We start from the raw sequence: 17,826 nt of genomic DNA on the forward strand, positions 1-17,826 counted from the left end.
GCGCCTACCGATCCCAGGTTCGACCGCCAGTTCCCCCAGGACGTACGCTCTGCCCATGCCGTCCCCGAGCCAGCCGTCGACCGGCGAGCGCCGTCCGCGCGCCATGGTCATCGACACGGCTTGGCGCGGCCTCGGGCCGGGTCCCCAGGCGCTGAGCGGGCCCGGTGGCGCGCCGCTGACCCGGACGGTCAAGCTGATCGTGCTGCCGCTGATCGTCCGGCCCGCGCTGCGTCCGGAGCTCGCCGCCGACTTCCTCGACGCGCGGCAGGCGGAGCGACTCGACGCGCTGATACGGGAGTCCGGTGCGGTTCTGGACGCGACGGCACGGTGGTTCACGCTGCTGAAGAAGACCCGCCGGGCACTGGGGATCGTGGCGGGCAACCCCCAGGACCTGTACTTCCAGCGGTGCTTCGAGCTGGCGATCGAGCACGGGGCGCCGGGGCCCGGCGCGGACGCGGTGGCGAGGGCGGTACTCGAAGACGTCGTGGACGCTTCCGGCGGACGGACAGTGGAGGCGCTGAAGGAGTATCTGGCGGACGCCGCCCGGCGCGCCCGGCTCGACGCCGAGCTGGTGGCGGCGTGGGACGGACGTGAAGCGATACCGCTACCGGGCGCCGCCGATACAGGGCTGGCGGCCGAGGTTCTCGACGTCTGCGGTGCGGCGGGGACGGCGGGAGCTGATTCGCCGGCCTTCGCCACCATGGTCCGCGCCGGGCACGGCAGCCTGCTCGGGCGAGCCCTGTGGGCGGCGCACCCGGCCGATGTCTGGGACTGCGCCGACGTACCCCCGCACCTCGGACTGACCGCGCACCGCGTGCCGCCGCGCCCCGAGGTCGGCCGGAGCGCCTCGACCGCCACGCTTCCCGCGCCGTTCGACCGCACGCTCTTCGAGCGGCTCTTCACCGTGCTCCAGGCGTCGACCCACCGCGAGCAACTGGCGACCGTGCCGGAGCTCGTGCGGCGGGAGGCCGGCCGCAGCTGCGCCCCGCTGGGCCTGTACGACGAGAGCCTGCGCGTCGCCGTCGTGCTCGGCGGCCGACTCGCGGTGGGCCTCGATCCGCTGGGCGCCGGGACCTCCGTGGCGGGGTCGACGGCGGCACACCGCATCGTCAACAGCCGCTGGCAACGGGAGGCTTCGGTCCTCCGGGCCCGCAGGATGACCGTCTCCCCCCGCCCCGACCCGGACGGCGGTGTGCTGAACGCTCTCGCCCAGGACCTGCGCACGCCGTGGGCCGCGTACATGCGGCGCCTTTGGGTACGGCTGCACGGGCGCGACGTCCGCGACGCGGCACTGCCCGACGCGGCATCGGCCTGGGGCGTGCTCGACGGGGTCGCCCGCTCGGTGATCATGGACCACCGTGCACGAGTCCGTACGGCACTGCGCACCCTGTCGGCGACCACCGAGCCCGCCGCCGAGCCGAGGAGTGCGTGATGCCTGAACGGCGCTGTGCCATCACGCGAGCCGAGGGCCGCGCCGTACGCATCGCGGGACCCTCCGCCGGTCCCCCCTTCACCCGGGCCGTTCTCGAAGTCGCGGGCGCCGTCCTGACCTGGCCCGTCCTCGGCCCGACAGGTCTTCCGGCAGCGGAGATCCACGATGTGGGGCAGGCCCAGCAGTGGCTGTGGGCGGTCTACGGCGAGCGTACGGCCGCCGCTGTCGACGCCGTCGCGTCGGGAACCCCGGCCGCCGAGCTGACGCTGCCCGAGCAGCCGACCGCCCTCGCCGAGGCTGCCGCCCGCCTCGCCCTCGGGCTCTGGGCGTCCCGCTGGTGGCCGACGTCGTACCTGGACGGGATCCCCGCGCTCGACCCAGACGTACTGGGGCTGGAGTTGGCCACGCTGACTCACGAATGCCAGCAACTCCTCGACGAGTCGGGCGAGTTGGAGGGTGCCGAACTGCTGGAGGAGCACCTGGCCGCGCTCGACCCGCTGATCCGTTGGCGGCAGTCGGCGGCATCGCCTCGCCAACTGGACCGTGTCCTACGGCTGATCGATGACACGGCCGACAACGTCGGGCTGGACGGGGAGGCACTACGGCGCCTCCGGTCGGCGCTGGAACCGGACCGCAGGCCGACCGCTACGCCGCTCGACGTCGCCGAACTCTTCGTACGGCAGCAGCAGGAGTTCGCCCTCGCGGCAGGTGGCCTCCGCACCGCGACCGGCCGCGTGATCGCCCGGGGCCCGGGGACCAACGACTGGTGCCGCTATCCTCCAGGCTTCGTGGACGCGGCCGAGGACGCCGTGTCCTGGACGGCGTACGCGCTCGGCGCCGGGCGGCGGATCGAGGTCGAGGTCGTCGCCGACATCGCGGCCCCCGTGGGCGGGGCGCACCTCGCGGCGGAGGTCCACGTGGACGGCAGTCCGCCGAACCGCGTTCCGCTGGCCAGGCGGGACGACGTGTGGACCGGCCGGGCGGACCTGGACATCCCGGCCTCGACGACACCGGGCATCGAGGTCGGCATCCTGCTGCCGGGGTTCGACCCGGGACCGGGTGCCGATGACCGTGCGGCACGTGAGGCGGTACGAGCCCTGGCCCGGCACCGGCTCGGCGTCGCGGCGGCGCCGCACGACAGCGAGGCCGCACGCCAGGACCCGTTCCTCGCCGAGATCGCGGCCGCCGCTGCCGTGGAGGAGGACTTCTAGCCCATGCCGGAAGACCCGGAAGACCCGAAAGGCCCGGAAGGCGCGGAAGGCGCGGCGGAACAGGGGGAACAGGAGGAACAGGCGGCGGGGCTCAGCTACGGCGAGCCCTTCGACAGCGGCTTCGCGCTCGCCGAAGACCATCAACTCATCCCGGATCTCCCAGCAGCGCTGGCCGTCTACGGCGAACTCCTCGCCGTGGCCGAGTCGTTCGAGGACTCCCCCGACGTACGACTTCTGCGCGGGCACCTGTTGTCCGACATCGGGACGGTTCAGCTCACGGCCACGGATCTGCCCGGGGCGGCCCTGTCCATCGAGCGGTCCCTCGATCTGGTGCGGGGCGTCGCGTCCGTGCCGATGGGACCGAACGGCCGCCGACTGTGGCTGGAGATCCTGCTGAAGACAGTGCTGGCCAGGGTCGAACTGCTGCGCAGGACCGGGCGGTTCGACGAGGCGCAGGAGGCGATGGACGAGGCGACGGCCCTGTTGTCGGAGTTCGACGACCCCGAGGGGCTGCGCACCGCCGAGATCGGCCTGAGCCGGGTGCATCTGCTGATGGACCGCAGCGCGTGGGGCGCGGCCGAGGAACTGGCCTCCGCGCTGGTGGCCGACGCGCCATTGGCCGAGCCGTATCTGCTGGACTGCCTGGGGGTCGTCTGCGCCTCGACCGTGCGGTTCGAGCAGGCGGAGGACTACTTCGCCCGCGCGGAGGAGGCCTATCTGGCGCTGGGCCACCACGCGGGGCGCCAACAGGTGCTCTCCCACCGAGCGTACGCGGCGCTGCGGGCCGGCGACCTCGACCGCGCGGAGGAGTTGTACGCGGAGGCCGCCGAGATCTTCGAACGGCAGGGCCAGGCCGAGGACTTGGCGGTCTGCGAGCAGGCCCGTGCCGCCATCGCCGCACACCGCGGGGACGCGGCCGGCGCTGCCGCTCTGACGGCGTCCAGCCTGGCCCGCTTCCAGCAGGTCGGTGCCGCGATCGCCGCCGCCGACACCATGCTGATGGGCGCCCGGCACGCGTACGAGCGGGGCGACATCGACGAGATGAAGCGGCTCGCCCAGGGCGCGCGGGACGTGTACCAGGAGCGCGGGGTGTACGAGCGGTGCGCCCAGGTGGACCTGATGCTCGCGCGAACCCTTGAGGACAACCTGAGCCGGACCGACCACGGCGTCCACGAACGCACCTCGCTCGCAAGCGCGCTCTCCCTCGCTCTGCCCGCCGCCCTGACACTGGAGGCGGCCCGCTACGACTTCGCCACCGCCCACGCCCGCAGCCAGTGGCTTCAACTGGCCGACGAAGCCATGCAGTTGGTCTTCCGCCTGGCTCTCCGCAGCAACGACCAGGGGTTGATCTTCGAGCTGGTGGAACACCGGTGCGCGGGCGCCTCCCTGGCGCTGAGCCGTACGTCCACCGCCGACAAGGCAGCGGCGGTCTTCCCGGACGCCGCCATGAAGACGTACGCCCCCGATGACGACGCTCCCCTGACGCTGGGCGGCATCGCGGCCGAGGCCGCCGCCTGTGTCGGCCTGCGGGTCGCACCGCCACCGAGGATCGTCATGTCGGCGGAGGCGGGCGGCCGTACCGCGCTCCAGGAGTACGTCCAGGCAGCCGAGTTCCGCTATCACCGGCGGATCGTGAGCGAGGAAGAGGTGCCGTTCTGTCCGCCGACGATCTGACCGACCCGAACCGTCCGGTGGTCCAGGTCCGCCTCGCCGACGCCGGTGACCTGCACATGACCTGGACGTGGACCCGTGGGGCCCAGGGCTTCGGCACCGGGTACACCCCGGGGCCGGACGTGGACGAGGCCGTCCGCGCGCTGGCCGCCGAACTGCCGGGCGGCGGCACGGAAGGCATGCGGCGCGCGTTCGAATCCGGCGCGCTGGCCACGTACGAGGAAGAGCGCCGCCTCTCCCGCATGCTGGCCGAGGTGCTGTGGCCGCCGGGCCTGACCGACCAGATCCGCCAGGTGTCCGCCCACCTGGGCCGTCCGCTGATGCGGCTCCAGCCGTCGCCCCGGGTCGCCCAGGTCCCGTGGGAGCTGCTCGCCGTGGACGGTGACGACAGCGACGTACGGCTGCTCGACCTCGTGGACATCGCCACCACGGCACCGGCATCGCTGCGCCGGGCAGGTACCACCCCGACCGATCAAAACCCGGACTCGGACGCCGTGGTTCTCGTCCTGGACCCCCGCGTCCCCGGCTTCCGCGCCGACTCCCCGCTCGGCTCGGTTCTGGGGCAGCCCGGCTCGGACCCGGCGCTGCTGTCCCTCGTAGAACGGAGGCTCGACGCGGGCTCCGTCGTACCGTCCGTCGCCGCCCCCGCCGAGGCCTTCCGCCGCACCGACCTCGACCGCGACTGGCTGGGCGAGGCGCTGCGCAAGGGTGCCCGTCGCCTGATGTACGTCGGTCACGTCAGCGGCGCCCCCGTCGAGGGCGGGCAGAGCGAGGACGTCACCCTCCACCTGTGCTGCGGCCCGGAGACCACCGGGATGACCGAACCGGTGCGCACCCACCGCCCGTTGTCCGCAAAGGACCTTCTCCTGGGCACGCTCCCGCTGCGCGCGGACGGAGTACCGGGCGCTCGACTCTGGCCCGCACCGCCGCGCGTCGCGCTGATCGCCTGCGAGAGCGGCGGCGATCTCCGCTTCGCCGAGTCCTTCGGCCTGGCGACGGCAATGATCCACAACGGCGCCCAACTGGTCACCGCCACCCGCTGGGTGCTCCCCACCAGCTTCGCCTTCCACCGCCTGGCCGGTCTGCCGGAGTCCGTACGTCCGCTCACGGAGGCCGTGGTCGCCGTGGACGCGGCCCACGAGGACCACGACCCGGTCCGCCGTCTCGGCGCCTGGCAACGACAGCGGCTCGACCAATGGCGCGCCGACCGCCGGATCGAGCACTCGCCCCTCCTCTGGGCGGCCCTGACCTGCATCGTCAGGTGAAGGGCCAGGGGTGGTGGAGGCAGTAACCGCCCAGTCCGATCAAGGCGATCCCGGTGGCCAGCAGGGTGGCGACGAACCTGATGTGCGCCGTGCGCTCACGGCGTTCGTGGTCGGGGTCTGCGGTGAGGAGGGACGGGTCGGCGGGGGCGTAACGGAGGGGGATGTCACGGCCGAGGGACTTGGCGACGTCCCGGATGCCCTGCGCACACAGCGCGGTGACCTCGACACCCTCGTGGGTGGTGAAGGCAACGACGGAGGCGTGGCTGACGCTCTCGCCGCCTTCGCCGTCGGAGTGGACGTCCCTGGTGACGGCGACCACGCGGCCCTGGACGGGGACGCCCGCGGCCAGTTGAGCGGCGCGGGCGCGGGCGTACTCGCCGTCCCGGCTCAGCGCGACGACGAGGAGCAGCAGGCCGCCGACGCAGATCAGCCCCCACTGCCAGCCCCACGCGAAGAACGACTGGACGACCAGCCCCAACACCAGCAGGATCACCATGCAGGTCGGCCCGCCGGCCCCGGAGGTCCGCCCTTCGCTGTCCAGCATGAGGTAGAACCGCTCCGGCCGCCGCCGCGGAAACCGGACCGGGAACTCCTGCCCCACCCAGGCCACTTGCACCCGGTCGCCACGCTTGTTCTCGTGCCGCATCCTGAACTCCCGCCCGGTGCCGGGGTCCTGGTACGCGATCGTCACCGGTATCCCGCGATCCCCCGGCTCACCGTGTCCCGGCGGATGCACCTCCACGACCCGAGCCGTCACCCACACCGCCCGCTGCGGCCGGGTCAGCCCGGCCAGCGAACACGCATAACCCAACAACGCCAGCCCAGCGGGCACCGTCCACCACAGCCCGAGCATCTTCTGCAGGTCCATGCGGCGAGGCTCTCGCTGCCGGGACTCCTACCGATCCCAGGTCCGGGTCGGGCCGGCCATCTCTTTCGACCCGTGGGGGATCCCATGCGTGTCCGTGCGTTCGCCGTCTTCGCGTGCCTTGTGGACAGCCGCCATCACGCGGGCGCCGAAGCGACGATCAAGATCCGGACCATGCCCGGGCCGACGTCTGCCGCCCACCCTCCGTGGTCCGCATCGCCGCTGGTCAGAGACACACTGACGGCACACCACCAGCAGACGAAGAACCTTCTGGTGTCGTATTCGCCGAAGAAGCTGGGCTTCTCCTAAAGGCACGAAAAAAGGCGCCTGACCTGGGCTTTTGCCCGCCAGGCGCCTTCCTCTCGGCCCGCCCAGAGCAGGGACCGACTTACGTCAAAACTCCCGGTTCCTCCCACCGCTGTCCCGCTCCTGACCAGTACTTCCGGACCAGTCGGTCACGTCCGCCGACACCACTTCATGGGACGCGATCAGGCACTGGACAGACGGGTGCAGCGGAACGGTGTTTCGGCCGAGTGATATGCCGTCAAGGCCAGGCAGGGTTGCTCACGCCTGGCCCTCCCGCTTCGCAAAGTGCTCGTCCACCAATCTGCGGACGAGGCGCGAAACTTCCTCCGGGCGATGCCCGAAGAGCGAGCCGTGCCCCATACCCGCCAGCTCGTGATATCGGGCCCGTGGCGCGAGGCTCGCGATTTCGGCGCTGAAGGCCGGGGGTGCGCACACGTCCTCGGAGAAGCTCACGACTTCCAGCGGCACGGTCGACTCAGGAAGCCGGTCTGACACGTCGAAGTCGATGCAAGGCTGCCACTGGGTGAGGACGGTGGACTCGCTGTTCTCCACGACTGCTGGCGATTCGAGTCCCTCTCGCAGGGTTGACCAAAGCGCTTCGTCCTGCAGCGCCTTGGCTGGGTACATCATGGCGGCGTAGTGGACCGCGGAAAAGGCGGGCTCAAGATGCCCTCCGCCTTCCCGAAGGGCCACTTCGGCCCGCATGTAGTCGCCAATCCATCCTCGGTCGCCGCGGGCCGCACCAGCGAGCGAGATGCCCAATTCGACCAGGTCGGGCCGGTCCACCGCGAGCTGCAGCATGATGAGCGCCCCCAAGGAGTGGCCGACCACCACGGCGGGGCCGTCGCAGAACTTGGTGATGACCTCGGCGGCATCACCAGCCATGTCGGCCACCGACCAGGGTCCCGGCTCGGAACAGCTTGTGCCCATCGAGCCACGGTTGTCGAAGGCGAGAGACCGGTAGTGGTCGGCGAACGGCGTGATGTAGTCCGGCTCCCAGTCGATGGCACGACAGCCTCCTCCGGACAGCCACAGGACGGCCGGGCCGATTCCTGCCACAACGCAGTTTGTGCGCAACGCGCTCAACTCGATGTGTGGCATCGGATCACAGCTCCTGTCGCTGCTGGGCATGCTCGTGCGTATCTACAGTCACGTCTATTTCTGGCTCTGGGGTCACATCCAGGGCCGACTCTGTGGTCGCTTCGAGATCCGCATCAGCGATCGCGATGAGCTCTCGTTCACCATCGAGATCCATTCCTTTGGCAAGTACGAGGTAGACCAGGGCAGAGACGGCCATGCCCACGAAGGGCGCTATGTCATACCCGAGCTGGCGTGCTAGAGAACCGGTCCACCAAGCGGTGACGGCAAACGGTGCCATCGCGGCGAACGCTGCGATGTAGGCAGCGTAGCCTCGCCAGTTCCACCGGCCGTACATGCCATCGGGATTGAAGATCTCGCGAACCGAGTAGTGCCCGCGCCGGACGAAGAAGAAGTCGGTCAGGTTCGTGGCGGTCCACGGCGCAAGCGCGTAGAAGAGGATCGTCAGGAAGTTCGAGAAGTTCTGCAGCAGGGCGCTCGAGGCCCGGAAGGCCAGGAACAGCGAAAGCGCTCCGAAGGCCACCGCGATCATCGGGCGGACGAGCGGTCGCGGCTCCGACGGGCGGAACGAGTCGGCTACGCTCATCAAGGTGAGCGAGGCCCCGTAGGTGTTCATCGACACCAGCAGGGCGGTACCGAAAAGCGTGACGCCCAGAGCGATCGCACCGAAACGAGGAAACACGTCGTTGCCGACAGCATAGAGCGCCGACACGATGTCTCGACCGGGAGTCCCAGCGGTGATCACGGCGGCAATGCCTGAAACGGCCACTGCGGTCAACGCCATCCCGAGATACGTGCCGAAGAAGGACGCGCGCGTGCTCAGATGAGGCAGGTACCGGGTGTAGTCGGACACGTAAGGCGCCCAGGAGAGGGTGGCGACGGCCATCGTGCTCGCCTGCAGCATGAAGCCGACGATCGTGAAATGTCCCGTACTCACGCTACCCGCCGGCAGGTGCAGAACGATGGGCGCGGCGACTCCCAGGACCGTGAGCACGACAACGAAGGCGATCGTCGAATACCGCGAGACCCTGTGCACGAGATCGTATCCGCCTATTGCCAAAGCGATGGCGAGGACCGAGATGACCACCATCCCCGCGGACGTCGGGACGTTGAGCAAGATCGCGACGGCCTGGCCGGCCAACACGATGGCGAAGATGTTGATCCCCAGGTAGGCGATGATCGCGACGACGTAGATCAACGCGGCACCGCGATAGCCGTACTGCGGCCGCGACTGGATCATCTGCGGGATCCCCATCTGGGGCCCCTGGGAAGCGTGAAACGCTGCGAAGAACGTGCCGAACAGGGCGCCTACGACGATCGCGACGAGCGACCACAGCAGATTCAGCCCGCTGATCAGCCCGATGCTGCCGACCGCCAGCCCGGTGAGGTTCGAGGAACACGCGATCCAGACGGGTGTGACGTGCCACGGCCTACCGTGGCGCTCTCGGAGCGGAATGTATTCGATGGCCCGTTTCTCAATGAGACCCCCGAATTCCGCGCCCCCCGACAGCAAATTCTTCCGACCAGCCATCAGACCGCTCCTTTGCGTTTGGAATGCTCCTGGCACCGAACTGCGCTCAACCGAAAGAAGCGGTGAACTTTCGAGTGCCAAGCCTGCCTGGTGGGCCGTTAGTGTTCCACAAACCCACGAAGCCCCCATCCTGACGGTGTCGGAAATTCGCTCCCAATATTCCTACTGGTTGAGGAAGCGAAGGAACCCACTCACTCGCGCTCCCCACTCGGCGGTGACCTGCCTCGACTCGCATGCCGGTCTTGCCCGGTCATGCGTCGCGCCTGGTTCCCAGTTATGGAAGGGCGCGCAGACAGGCGGCCGAAGGCAATCGTCCACGCACACCAGGGTGCGACAAGACCCGCAGGTGCGCGGAGGTGCGGTGACGTTGTCGGTCGGTCAGCGCCGGATGAGGGGACTCGACAGCGGCAGCCGACGAGGCTGAACTGCGCGACCGCTGAGAACACCCGCGGGTATCCGGATCCCAGCAACCGACGGGCCAGTCCTGGGAGTTTCGACGTCGAGACCAAGGTGCCCGAAATGCCCACCCTGAACCCGCTCATCGCCACCATCTGCACTCCCGCCTCGATGCCCGCGTACGGGCCGGCCAGAAGGGCAAGCCCTCTCCATGGGGCGGCGAAGCCGGAACGATTCCATGTCGGGCAGGCTCCACCAGCCCAACCGTCACCGAGAGCAGTAGCCCGTCAACCAACAGAAGCCAAGGTCACGGGGCTCGCCTCGCCTGCACCACGTTGAAGGGCCAACGCCCTCTCGTGAACGCAGGAGGCACCCGCTGCCATTGGCGATGCTACCTGGAACGTCCCGAGCCTCACCGTGGCCGCAAGGCCGGCGGAACGAAAGCCACCCTTGCGGGCCGCTCGGGAGTCTCACTGACGATCACCGCCCCTGCGGCGGCGCTGCTCCAGTGACTCCATTCTTCTCGGAGAGAACCAGCTCCCCGCGATACCGTGGTCGTCAAGGTCGCAGGGAGCAGGTGAAGACAGATGTACGAAGTTCAACGCCTCACAGACGCTCTCGCCCAGCGGCTGCGGCGCTCCGTCGAAGTGGATGACCTGAACCTGCACCCGTTGGCCATCAGCGAGCAGTTCGAGCCCGTCGACGAGGTGCGGGTGCGCTCGGTGCTAGCGCGCCGGTCCTCCGACGACGTCATCGCGTTCGCGTTCTCCGCTGACATCGCGCATGCGACCCACCCAGTCCGGTACCAGGCCAACTCCGGCCTGGGAACCCTCCCCCGCATCTGCATCCCCCTGCTTGCCGACGACAAGCGCTTCGGCTACCTCTGGCTGATCGACAGCCCGAGCGTGTTGGACGACGAACTCGATGACGCCCGCCGCACTGCGGCTGAGATCGCGACACTCCTCCATGACAGCGCGAGCCACGAGCTGAACTCCCTCGACCACGAAATCGAACTGACGGCAAAGCTGGCTTCCGGTGAGAGTCCGGGCTCGGAGCTGCTGGGAAAGGTTCCGGCAGCGGAGATCCTCACTGGCGGGAAACAGCTCGTGGTGGTCGCCGTACGCATGCTCGCGACCGAGGCAGACGTCGGGGGGGACCAGATACGGCGTCTCCTGCACGAGGTCACGTGGGCCCGCCCGACCGGAAGATCGCTGCTGGGTCACTCCGCCGGCACCGTCACCCTAGTGTTGCCGGACAATGGTCCGGTCGGCGACCGAGTGCGGTCGTTCATCCGCGCTGTGACCGACGCCGCACTGCACCATGGCTGGTCGGCACACGGAAGCGGCATTGGTCCTGTCGTACGCAGCGCTCTGGAACTCGCCGACGCCAGAGCGAAGGCGGCCTACGCGGCAGCCGTCGCGAACGGCCGCGGCGAGGAACTACTGATATGGGACTGCCTCGGCAGCGATGCGGCCTTCTACGGCCTCCCCTGGGACCGAGCGACCGTGCTCGTGTTCCACCCCGGCGTCGGTCCCCTGCTCGAGCCGCGAAACCGGCAACTCCGCGAGACCGTTGAGGTCTACCTCGCCTCCGGTGGTGACACCCAGGCCGCGGCGAAACAGCTGGCGATCCACCGCACAACGCTCTACTACCGCCTCAATCGCGCGAACGATCTCCTCGGCGCGGACTGGTCAACCAGCGGCGACCGGGTGGGGCTGCACCTCGCACTCCGCCTGGATCACCTGATGCGCAACAGTTCGAGGGCGCCGGACTCGGTGCGCACTGCGGCCGTCCTACAGAAAGATAAGCCGAGGACGTAATCCTTCGAATCCGCGAGGATGACGAGCCCCCGTCATGGCCACTAACGTTTCACTGCATCCAGCGTCACGTTTTCGGCATGTTTATGTCGCATGTCATGGCAATTCCGTAAGGATTCAATGGGAGCTGAATCTCTCCTCAATGATGCGAAATGGTCAAGGTTTCATCTCAAGACTGCGTCGTATGGCACCAACGGCCATTCTGTGACGGCCCGCGACACCGTCTGACCAAATGAATTTTCCCAACAGAGGTTCGCGCCAACGCGACAGGCATCTGCGTCTCGGTGAGCCGTACAGGAACGGCGGCAGGAACACTGCTCCTGCCGGTGGGTATCGACCGATTCGGTACTTACGGTGTCACACTGTGCACCGCCGCCTCGCCTTCGTTGGGCTTGTGCACCCCTTCGCCTGGGTGCCCGAAACGGCGAACCTCCCCCTTGCTCAGGCCGGCGGCAGTGAGCCCAGCCCGTTTCCGGTGATGGGCCCCGCGTTCACCGTCAGCGCTTCCGAGCCGTCCTACCATCGCCCATCGAAAGAGGAGTCGCGGTCGCATGATCAACGTCATCAGCACCGTCAGCGATCTTGATCTTGATCTAGTCGCCCGTGTCGCCTGGAACGGCGAACCGTGTGAACTCGGAGAGCAAGCGCTCGACGCGCTCCGCCTGCGCCGTGCAGAATTCGAGAACTTCGTCGCTGCCAACCAGGACCGCCGACTGTACGGCATTACCACCAAGCACCACCTCGGGGCCAAAACGCTCCTTGAATCCGACGCCCGCGCGGAGTTCTCGCTGCGGCTTCCTTCGACACCGGCGACGGTCGGGGAACCTCTTCCTGAACGACTTGTCCGCACCATTGTGCTGACGCGTCTGTCTGACGTCCTGAACGGAACGGCGTGCCTGCGCCCTGAAACCGCTGTGCGCCTGGTGCGGATGCTCGACTCCAAGATGCCGACGGTACCGACGCGCGGGCACGGGGAGCCCGGCGACATCATCGCCCTGGGTCACTTGTTCCGTGCTCGTTTCGATGGCACCCTGCAGCTCGGCGAAGGAATGGCGCTCATCAACGGCTCCCCTGTCGCTGCTGCGGCCCTGACCGACGCGGCCCTGGCCGGGCGCCGCCGCGTCACCGTCGTCGAGCGGTCCCTGGCACTTGCAGCAGTCGCAGCGGAGGCCCCCGCCGACCACTTCGCCCCGGAGCTCGGTGCGCTGTGGAAGGACGAACATCAAGAGGCCGCTCTTCTTTCCGTTCACCGTCTCATCGAGCGTGATCGGAGTTCCCGTTACACGTCCTACCAGGCACCTGTGTCGTTCCGGAGCGGGCCAAGGGTGGCCGGATGGGTGCGTCGCGCCCAGGCAGCCGCCGAGGAGTGCGTCCGCATCGCGTTGCAGGCATCCTCGAACAACCCTGTCTTCGTCGGACCGGATGTCTTTCCGCCGGACGGCGCCGTCCTCTCCAACGGCGGCTACCACAATCCGATGATCGCCGCGACGCTGGACTCCCTCGCTCGCGCCTGGGCGGACGCCAGCCAGCTGGTGGCATCGCAGGTGAACCGCCTGGTCGAGGACCCGGCGGGACTGGCCGCAACGGAGCCTGAGGCTCAGGTCAGCCTGCTGTACATGACTTCGGCCGGCTGGGCGGAGGAGGCACGGGCCGCAGCCGGCAGTGCATCGCTGATCGGACTCGGCTGCGGCGGACAGACCGACACGGGTACGCCCGACCTGCTGGCCTGGAAGAAGGCTACGACCGCAGGTGAGGCCCTCGACGTCAACCTTTCTGTCCTGAGCATCGTCGCGGCGCACACTATCGCCAGCAAGGGTCTCGACGTACCGCCGAATCTCTCCGGCTTCTGCGCAGAGGTGCTCACCGCTTTCCCGGTCGGGACCGCGCCCGTCGATTTCGCTGGTCGGACGAGCGACGTTATCAAGGTCCTGGATCAGGACGCCTGGCAGTAAGGATGGGGCCATGGGCATGGCCCGGAGGTCCGACTCTCCGCCTGACTGGTGCTCCGGCTGTCCTTGTGGTGGATCGTCGGCGCGCCGGAATGTGAGCTTTTCCAACCTCACGCTCATGCGTGGTGAAGGACGAGGACGGCCTTGACCAGTCCACGGTTGCTGCTCGGAGGATGAGTCGCAGGCCGGACCACCGACTCCGGGTACACAACGCGGACTCTACTCACGCAGTAGAGCTGTACGACTCCCAGGAAAAGCGCGATCTCCCCTCCTGATCACCAGTTCGTCTCTCCGGCGAAATACTTGGCCGCCTTGCGGAGGATGTCCCGCTCGGTGGCGAGCTTGCGCTCACTCGCCTCGAGTTCTGCCACCCTCACCTCCAGCTGCCGGACCCGCTCGTCCGGATCAGCCGACGGCACCGCCTTCCGAGGCGGGCCGCCCGGCTTCGCAGCTGCGGCGGTGACGCCACGGTGTTCACGGTCCCTCAGCACCCACTCCCGCAGGGTCGCCCGGTTGACGCCCAGGTCGGCGGCGATGCTCTTGTAGGTCGCCCCGGGTGTGGACTCGTACAGGGCCACGGCATCGGCCTTGAACTCGTCCGAATAGTCCTTCATCGCCATCGGCGGTCTTCTCGCTTCCTCCGGATCAAGCAGATCCAGTATCAGCGTGTCCACCACCACTCAGGGGGAGGCCCCATCACCGAGTGGCCGTCGATACACCACGCCAGCGGAACGTGACCAAAGGTAGTTCACAGTGGCAACGATCCTCATGCGTCCAGACCACCGCGTTTGACGAGCTGGCTCGCGATGACGTTCCGCTGAATCTCGTTGGTGCCCTCGCCGACGATCATCAACGGAGCGTCACGGAAGTAGCGTTCGACGTCGAACTCCGTGGAGTAGCCGTAACCGCCATGGATGCGCACGGCGTTGAGGGTGATCTGCATGGCGGTCTCGGAGGCGAACAGCTTCGCCATCCCGGCCTCCATGTCCACCCGACGTCCGGCGTCCGCCTCCCGGGCCGCGTACAGGGTGAGCTGGCGGGCCGCCGTCAACGAAGTGGCCATGTCCGCGAGGTAGTTGCCGATCGACTGGTGTCTCCAGATCGGCTTGCCGAACGACTCCCGCTCCTGGGCGTAGGAGAGAGCGTCCTCGAACGCCGCCCGGCCGACGCCGAGCGCGCGGGCGGCGACCTGGAGGCGGCCGGTCTCCAAACCCTTCATCATCTGCGCGAAGCCCTTGCCCTCCGCACCGCCGAGTACGGCGTCGGCCGGGGCCCGGTAGTCCTCGAAGGACAGCTCGCAGCTCTCCACCCCCTTGTAGCCGAGCTTGGGCAGGTCACGGGAGACGGTCAGCCCCGGACCGTGCTCCACGAGCAGGATCGAGATGCCGTGGTGAACCGGCGTGGCGTCCGGGTCGGTCTTGCACAGCAGGGCGATCAGGCCGGACCGGCGGGAGTTGGTGATCCAGGTCTTCGCCCCGTCGACCAGGTATCCGCGAGCGCCGTCCTTGTGGGCGACCGTGCACATGGCCTGCAGGTCGGAGCCGCCGCCCGGTTCGGTGAGGGCCATGGTCGCGCGAATCTCGCCGGTGGCCATCTTCGGCAGGTACCGGCGCTTCTGCTCCTCGGTCCCGAAGTGCTGCAGCAGCTTGGCGACCACGGTGTGGCCGCCCATCGCGCCGGCCAGGCTCATCCAGCCGCGCGCCAGTTCCTCGGTGATCAGGACATAGCACGGGGTGGAGACGGGGGTGCCGCCGTACTCCTCGGGGACGGCGAGGCCGAAGACGCCGAGCCGCTTCATCTGCTCGATCAGAGCCTCGGGGTAGGTGTTCGCGTGCTCCAGTTCCCGGACGACCGGTTTCACCTCCTTGTCGACGAAGTCGCGCACCGTTCGGACGATGAACTGCTCGTCCTCGGACAGGATGTCGAGGGTGCTCATTGGGCGGGGCTCCTTGCTGAACTGGCGGGTGGCGAAGGGCGGTTCAGATGACGCGTTCGGCCCTCAGGCTGTCGATGTCGGCCGTGTCGTACCCCAGCTCGGCCAGGACCGTCTCGGTGTGTTCGCCTGCCGCGGGGACGGGATCCATACGCGGCGCGAGGCCCGCCAGGTCCGTCGGCGGCAGCAACGCCGGCACCGTGGCTCCGCCGGGAATCCGTACGTCCCGCCAGCGGTCCCGGCCGCTGAGGACCGGGTGCTCCAGGAACTCCGTCACGTCGTTCACCCCGGCGTTGGCGATGCCCGCCGCGTCCAGCAGCTTCATCACCTCGTCGCCGTCCAGCTCACCGAACCGCTCGGCCACGATCGCGTTCAGCTCCTCGCGGTGGGCGACCCGGGAGGAGCCGCCGGCGAAACGTGGATCGGCGGCGAGCCCTGGCAGACCGAGGAACCGGTCACACAGTGCAGCCCATTCGCGCTCGTTCTGGACGGAGAACAGCACCGCCTTGCCGTCGGCGGTGGTGTAGGTGCCGTACGGGGCGATGGTGGCGTGCTGGGTGCCGAGGCGCGGGGGCTGGGTGCCGCCGAAACGGGTGTAGTAGGCGGGCTGGTTCAGCCACTCGGCCAGTGCCTCGAACAGCGAGACCTCCACGGCACGGGCGATGCCGGTGGTGGCGCGCGTGAGCAGCGCGGTAAGGATGCCGGAGTAGGCGTACATGCCTGCGGCGATGTCGGCGATCGAGACGCCGACACGGGCCGGGCCGTGCTCGTTGCCGGTGAGCGAGACCAGGCCGGTCTGGCACTGCACCAGCAGGTCGTAGGCCTTGCGGTCGGCCCACGGGCCGCTGGAACCGTAGCCCGAGATGGAACACGGGATGAGAGAGGGAAAGCGTTCGGCGAGCGCATCAGCGCCCAGGCCCATGCGTGCGGCTGCGCCGGGGGCGAGGTTCTGCACGAACACGTCCGCGTCTGCGAGGAGTTGCTCCAGGACGGCTCTTCCCGCGTCCGACTTCAGGTCGAGCGTGACGGACTCCTTGGACCGGTTGAGCCACACGAAGTAGCTGGACTCGCCGTGCACGGTGGTGTCGTAGCGGCGGGCGAAGTCGCCTCCGCCCGGCCGCTCCACCTTGATGACCCGGGCGCCGAGGTCGGCCAGCTGGCGGGTGGCGAAGGGGGCGGCGACCGCCTGTTCGAGGCTGACGACGGTGAGGCCGGCCAGCGGCAGCGCTTCGGCGGGCTCGGTCATGGGTGACCTCCAGGGGGATGCGGGTCCCGAACCGGGGCTACCATCATGAATGCTTATGGTGGTGCCAGTGAAATAGCATTGCGTGATACCCCCATGCACACACCGGATGGCTGCGGAAGGAAGGCCCCTCTTGGACGTCAAGCAGCTCAAGGCGATCGTCACGGTCGCCGAGGTGGGCAGCGTCACGCGTGCCGCGGCGCTGCTGCATCTGGTGCAGCCCGCGGTGACCCGGCAGATCCGCACCCTGGAACAGGAACTCGGCGTCGACCTCTTCGAGCGGACCGGGACGGGCATGCGCCCCACCGAGGCGGGCTCGATCATGGTCGACCGTGCCCGGCGGGCCCTGAACGAGCTGGAGCGGGCCCGCGCCGAGGTGCAACCGGCCCCGGGCGAGGTGTCCGGCATCGTCACCGTCGGCCTGCTGGAGAGCACCAGCGACCTGCTTTCCGAGCCGCTGGTGACCGCTGTCGCCCGCAGCCATCCCGGCGTCGAGCTTCGACTGATGACCGCCTACTCGGTCCACCTCCAGCAGTGGCTCGACGACGGCGACCTGGATCTGACCCTGCTCTACAACCTGGACAGCACGCCCTCGCTCAACGCCCACCCACTGGTGCGCGAGCGTCTGTGGGCGGTCGCTCCGCCCTCGGCCGGCCTGCGTGCCGACCGTCCGGTGCCGTTCGCGGAGGCGGCGGGGCATCGGCTCGTCATGCCCGCCTCGGGGCATGCGCTGCGCCGGCTGATCGACGCGGCGGCGGTGCGCGCCGACTCCGCCCTGGACGTCGTCGTGCAGACCAACTCCATGCGGGTGCAGAAGCAGCTCGTCCGTGCGGGGCACGGCTGGACGGTGCTGCCCGGCGTGGGCATCGCCGAGGACGTCGCACAGGGCATCCTGAGCGCCGCGCCGCTGTGCGAGCCCGACGTGTGGCGGTCGATCGTCCTCGGCACTGCGCGGTCCGGGCGCACCCCGCCCGCCGTGGAGGTCGTCGCGCGTGAGCTGGTCCGCAGGATCAACTCGGCGGTGGCCCAGGGCAGATGGCCGTCCGCCCGGATCCAGGGCACTGACGTCGCCGAGGACGAGTGACGCGCTGCACCCCGAGAACACCGTC

13 protein-coding genes are annotated in these 17,826 nt (G+C 68.9%); 7 read left to right on the forward strand and 6 right to left on the reverse strand.

Going from position 1 to position 17,826, the window contains the following annotated elements; translation table 11 throughout:
* The first annotated feature begins 55 nt into the window (after positions 1–55).
* The 4 genes from OG858_RS05575 to OG858_RS05590 are packed head-to-tail and all read left to right on the forward strand — an operon-like array spanning position 56 to position 5,579.
* Entirely contained in the window at positions 56–1,432 is a 1,377-nt protein-coding gene (locus OG858_RS05575; protein WP_319315495.1) for a hypothetical protein, read from the forward strand.
* On the forward strand, positions 1,432–2,643 hold the full coding sequence (locus tag OG858_RS05580; RefSeq protein ID WP_328545095.1) for a hypothetical protein: 1,212 nt from the start codon (positions 1,432–1,434) through the stop codon (positions 2,641–2,643). The genes OG858_RS05575 and OG858_RS05580 overlap by 1 nt, the downstream gene beginning before the upstream one ends.
* A 3-nt stretch (positions 2,644–2,646) precedes the next feature.
* Positions 2,647–4,317: a hypothetical protein gene (locus OG858_RS05585; RefSeq protein WP_256960663.1), complete on the forward strand. Its 1,671-nt coding sequence runs from the start codon at positions 2,647–2,649 to the stop codon at positions 4,315–4,317.
* Between the two features lie 17 nt (positions 4,318–4,334).
* A complete protein-coding gene (locus OG858_RS05590; RefSeq protein ID WP_319315485.1) occupies positions 4,335–5,579 on the forward strand; it encodes a CHAT domain-containing protein in 1,245 nt (414 codons plus the stop codon).
* On the opposite strand, the gene OG858_RS05595 is transcribed toward OG858_RS05590, so the two are convergent.
* From OG858_RS05595 to OG858_RS05605, 3 genes are all read right to left on the reverse strand, one after another.
* Positions 5,572–6,447 carry a DUF3592 domain-containing protein gene (locus OG858_RS05595; RefSeq protein WP_086750244.1) on the reverse strand — a complete coding sequence of 292 codons (876 nt, stop codon included), beginning with the start codon at positions 6,445–6,447 and terminating at the stop codon, positions 5,572–5,574. The genes OG858_RS05590 and OG858_RS05595 overlap by 8 nt on opposite strands.
* Positions 6,448–7,008: 561 nt before the next feature.
* Entirely contained in the window at positions 7,009–7,851 is an 843-nt protein-coding gene (locus tag OG858_RS05600) for an alpha/beta fold hydrolase (RefSeq protein WP_327723396.1), read from the reverse strand.
* Between the two features lie 4 nt (positions 7,852–7,855).
* The gene (locus OG858_RS05605) at positions 7,856–9,379 is read right to left on the reverse strand and encodes a purine-cytosine permease family protein (protein ID WP_327723397.1); all 1,524 of its coding nucleotides are present in this window, start codon (positions 9,377–9,379) and stop codon (positions 7,856–7,858) included.
* 983 nt (positions 9,380–10,362) lie between these two features.
* Here OG858_RS05605 and OG858_RS05610 point away from each other — a divergent pair.
* Together OG858_RS05610 and OG858_RS05615 are read left to right on the forward strand one after the other, a co-directional pair.
* A complete protein-coding gene (locus OG858_RS05610) occupies positions 10,363–11,595 on the forward strand; it encodes a PucR family transcriptional regulator (RefSeq protein WP_328545094.1) in 1,233 nt (410 codons plus the stop codon).
* Positions 11,596–12,143: 548 nt separating this feature from the next.
* Positions 12,144–13,544 (forward strand): aromatic amino acid lyase, encoded by a 1,401-nt coding sequence (locus OG858_RS05615; protein ID WP_319065082.1) that lies wholly within the window; start codon positions 12,144–12,146, stop codon positions 13,542–13,544.
* A gap of 272 nt (positions 13,545–13,816) precedes the next feature.
* On the opposite strand, the gene OG858_RS05620 is transcribed toward OG858_RS05615, so the two are convergent.
* The 3 genes from OG858_RS05620 to OG858_RS05630 all read right to left on the reverse strand — a co-directional run bounded on the left by OG858_RS05620 (position 13,817) and on the right by OG858_RS05630 (position 16,720).
* Positions 13,817–14,161 carry a transposase gene (locus OG858_RS05620; RefSeq protein WP_328545093.1) on the reverse strand — a complete coding sequence of 115 codons (345 nt, stop codon included), beginning with the start codon at positions 14,159–14,161 and terminating at the stop codon, positions 13,817–13,819.
* A gap of 146 nt (positions 14,162–14,307) precedes the next feature.
* Positions 14,308–15,477, reverse strand: a complete 1,170-nt coding sequence (locus OG858_RS05625) for an acyl-CoA dehydrogenase family protein (protein WP_086750251.1) — start codon at positions 15,475–15,477, stop codon at positions 14,308–14,310.
* Between the two features lie 43 nt (positions 15,478–15,520).
* Positions 15,521–16,720, reverse strand: coding sequence for a CaiB/BaiF CoA transferase family protein (locus OG858_RS05630; RefSeq protein ID WP_086750252.1), 1,200 nt, complete (start codon positions 16,718–16,720; stop codon positions 15,521–15,523).
* A gap of 130 nt (positions 16,721–16,850) precedes the next feature.
* On the opposite strand from OG858_RS05630, the gene OG858_RS05635 reads away from it, so the two are divergent.
* Positions 16,851–17,801: a LysR family transcriptional regulator gene (locus OG858_RS05635; protein ID WP_319315471.1), complete on the forward strand. Its 951-nt coding sequence runs from the start codon at positions 16,851–16,853 to the stop codon at positions 17,799–17,801.
* Positions 17,802–17,826 lie beyond the last annotated feature (25 nt).

This window comes from Streptomyces europaeiscabiei (assembly GCF_036346855.1).
GTDB lineage: Bacteria > Actinomycetota > Actinomycetes > Streptomycetales > Streptomycetaceae > Streptomyces > Streptomyces europaeiscabiei.

Excerpts from the sequence above, each read along its gene's own strand:
- OG858_RS05600 (WP_327723396.1), bottom strand. The coding sequence starts at position 7,851 with ATGCCACACATCGAGTTGAGCGCGTTGCGCACAAACTGCGTTGTGGCA.
- OG858_RS05595 (WP_086750244.1), bottom strand. The coding sequence starts at position 6,447 with ATGGACCTGCAGAAGATGCTCGGGCTGTGGTGGACGGTGCCCGCTGGG.
- OG858_RS05620 (WP_328545093.1), bottom strand. The coding sequence starts at position 14,161 with ATGGCGATGAAGGACTATTCGGACGAGTTCAAGGCCGATGCCGTGGCC.
- OG858_RS05625 (WP_086750251.1), bottom strand. The coding sequence starts at position 15,477 with ATGAGCACCCTCGACATCCTGTCCGAGGACGAGCAGTTCATCGTCCGA.
- OG858_RS05610 (WP_328545094.1), top strand. The coding sequence starts at position 10,363 with ATGTACGAAGTTCAACGCCTCACAGACGCTCTCGCCCAGCGGCTGCGG.
- OG858_RS05630 (WP_086750252.1), bottom strand. The coding sequence starts at position 16,720 with ATGACCGAGCCCGCCGAAGCGCTGCCGCTGGCCGGCCTCACCGTCGTC.
- OG858_RS05605 (WP_327723397.1), bottom strand. The coding sequence starts at position 9,379 with ATGGCTGGTCGGAAGAATTTGCTGTCGGGGGGCGCGGAATTCGGGGGT.
- OG858_RS05585 (WP_256960663.1), top strand. The coding sequence starts at position 2,647 with ATGCCGGAAGACCCGGAAGACCCGAAAGGCCCGGAAGGCGCGGAAGGC.
- OG858_RS05615 (WP_319065082.1), top strand. The coding sequence starts at position 12,144 with ATGATCAACGTCATCAGCACCGTCAGCGATCTTGATCTTGATCTAGTC.
- OG858_RS05580 (WP_328545095.1), top strand. The coding sequence starts at position 1,432 with ATGCCTGAACGGCGCTGTGCCATCACGCGAGCCGAGGGCCGCGCCGTA.
- OG858_RS05575 (WP_319315495.1), top strand. The coding sequence starts at position 56 with ATGCCGTCCCCGAGCCAGCCGTCGACCGGCGAGCGCCGTCCGCGCGCC.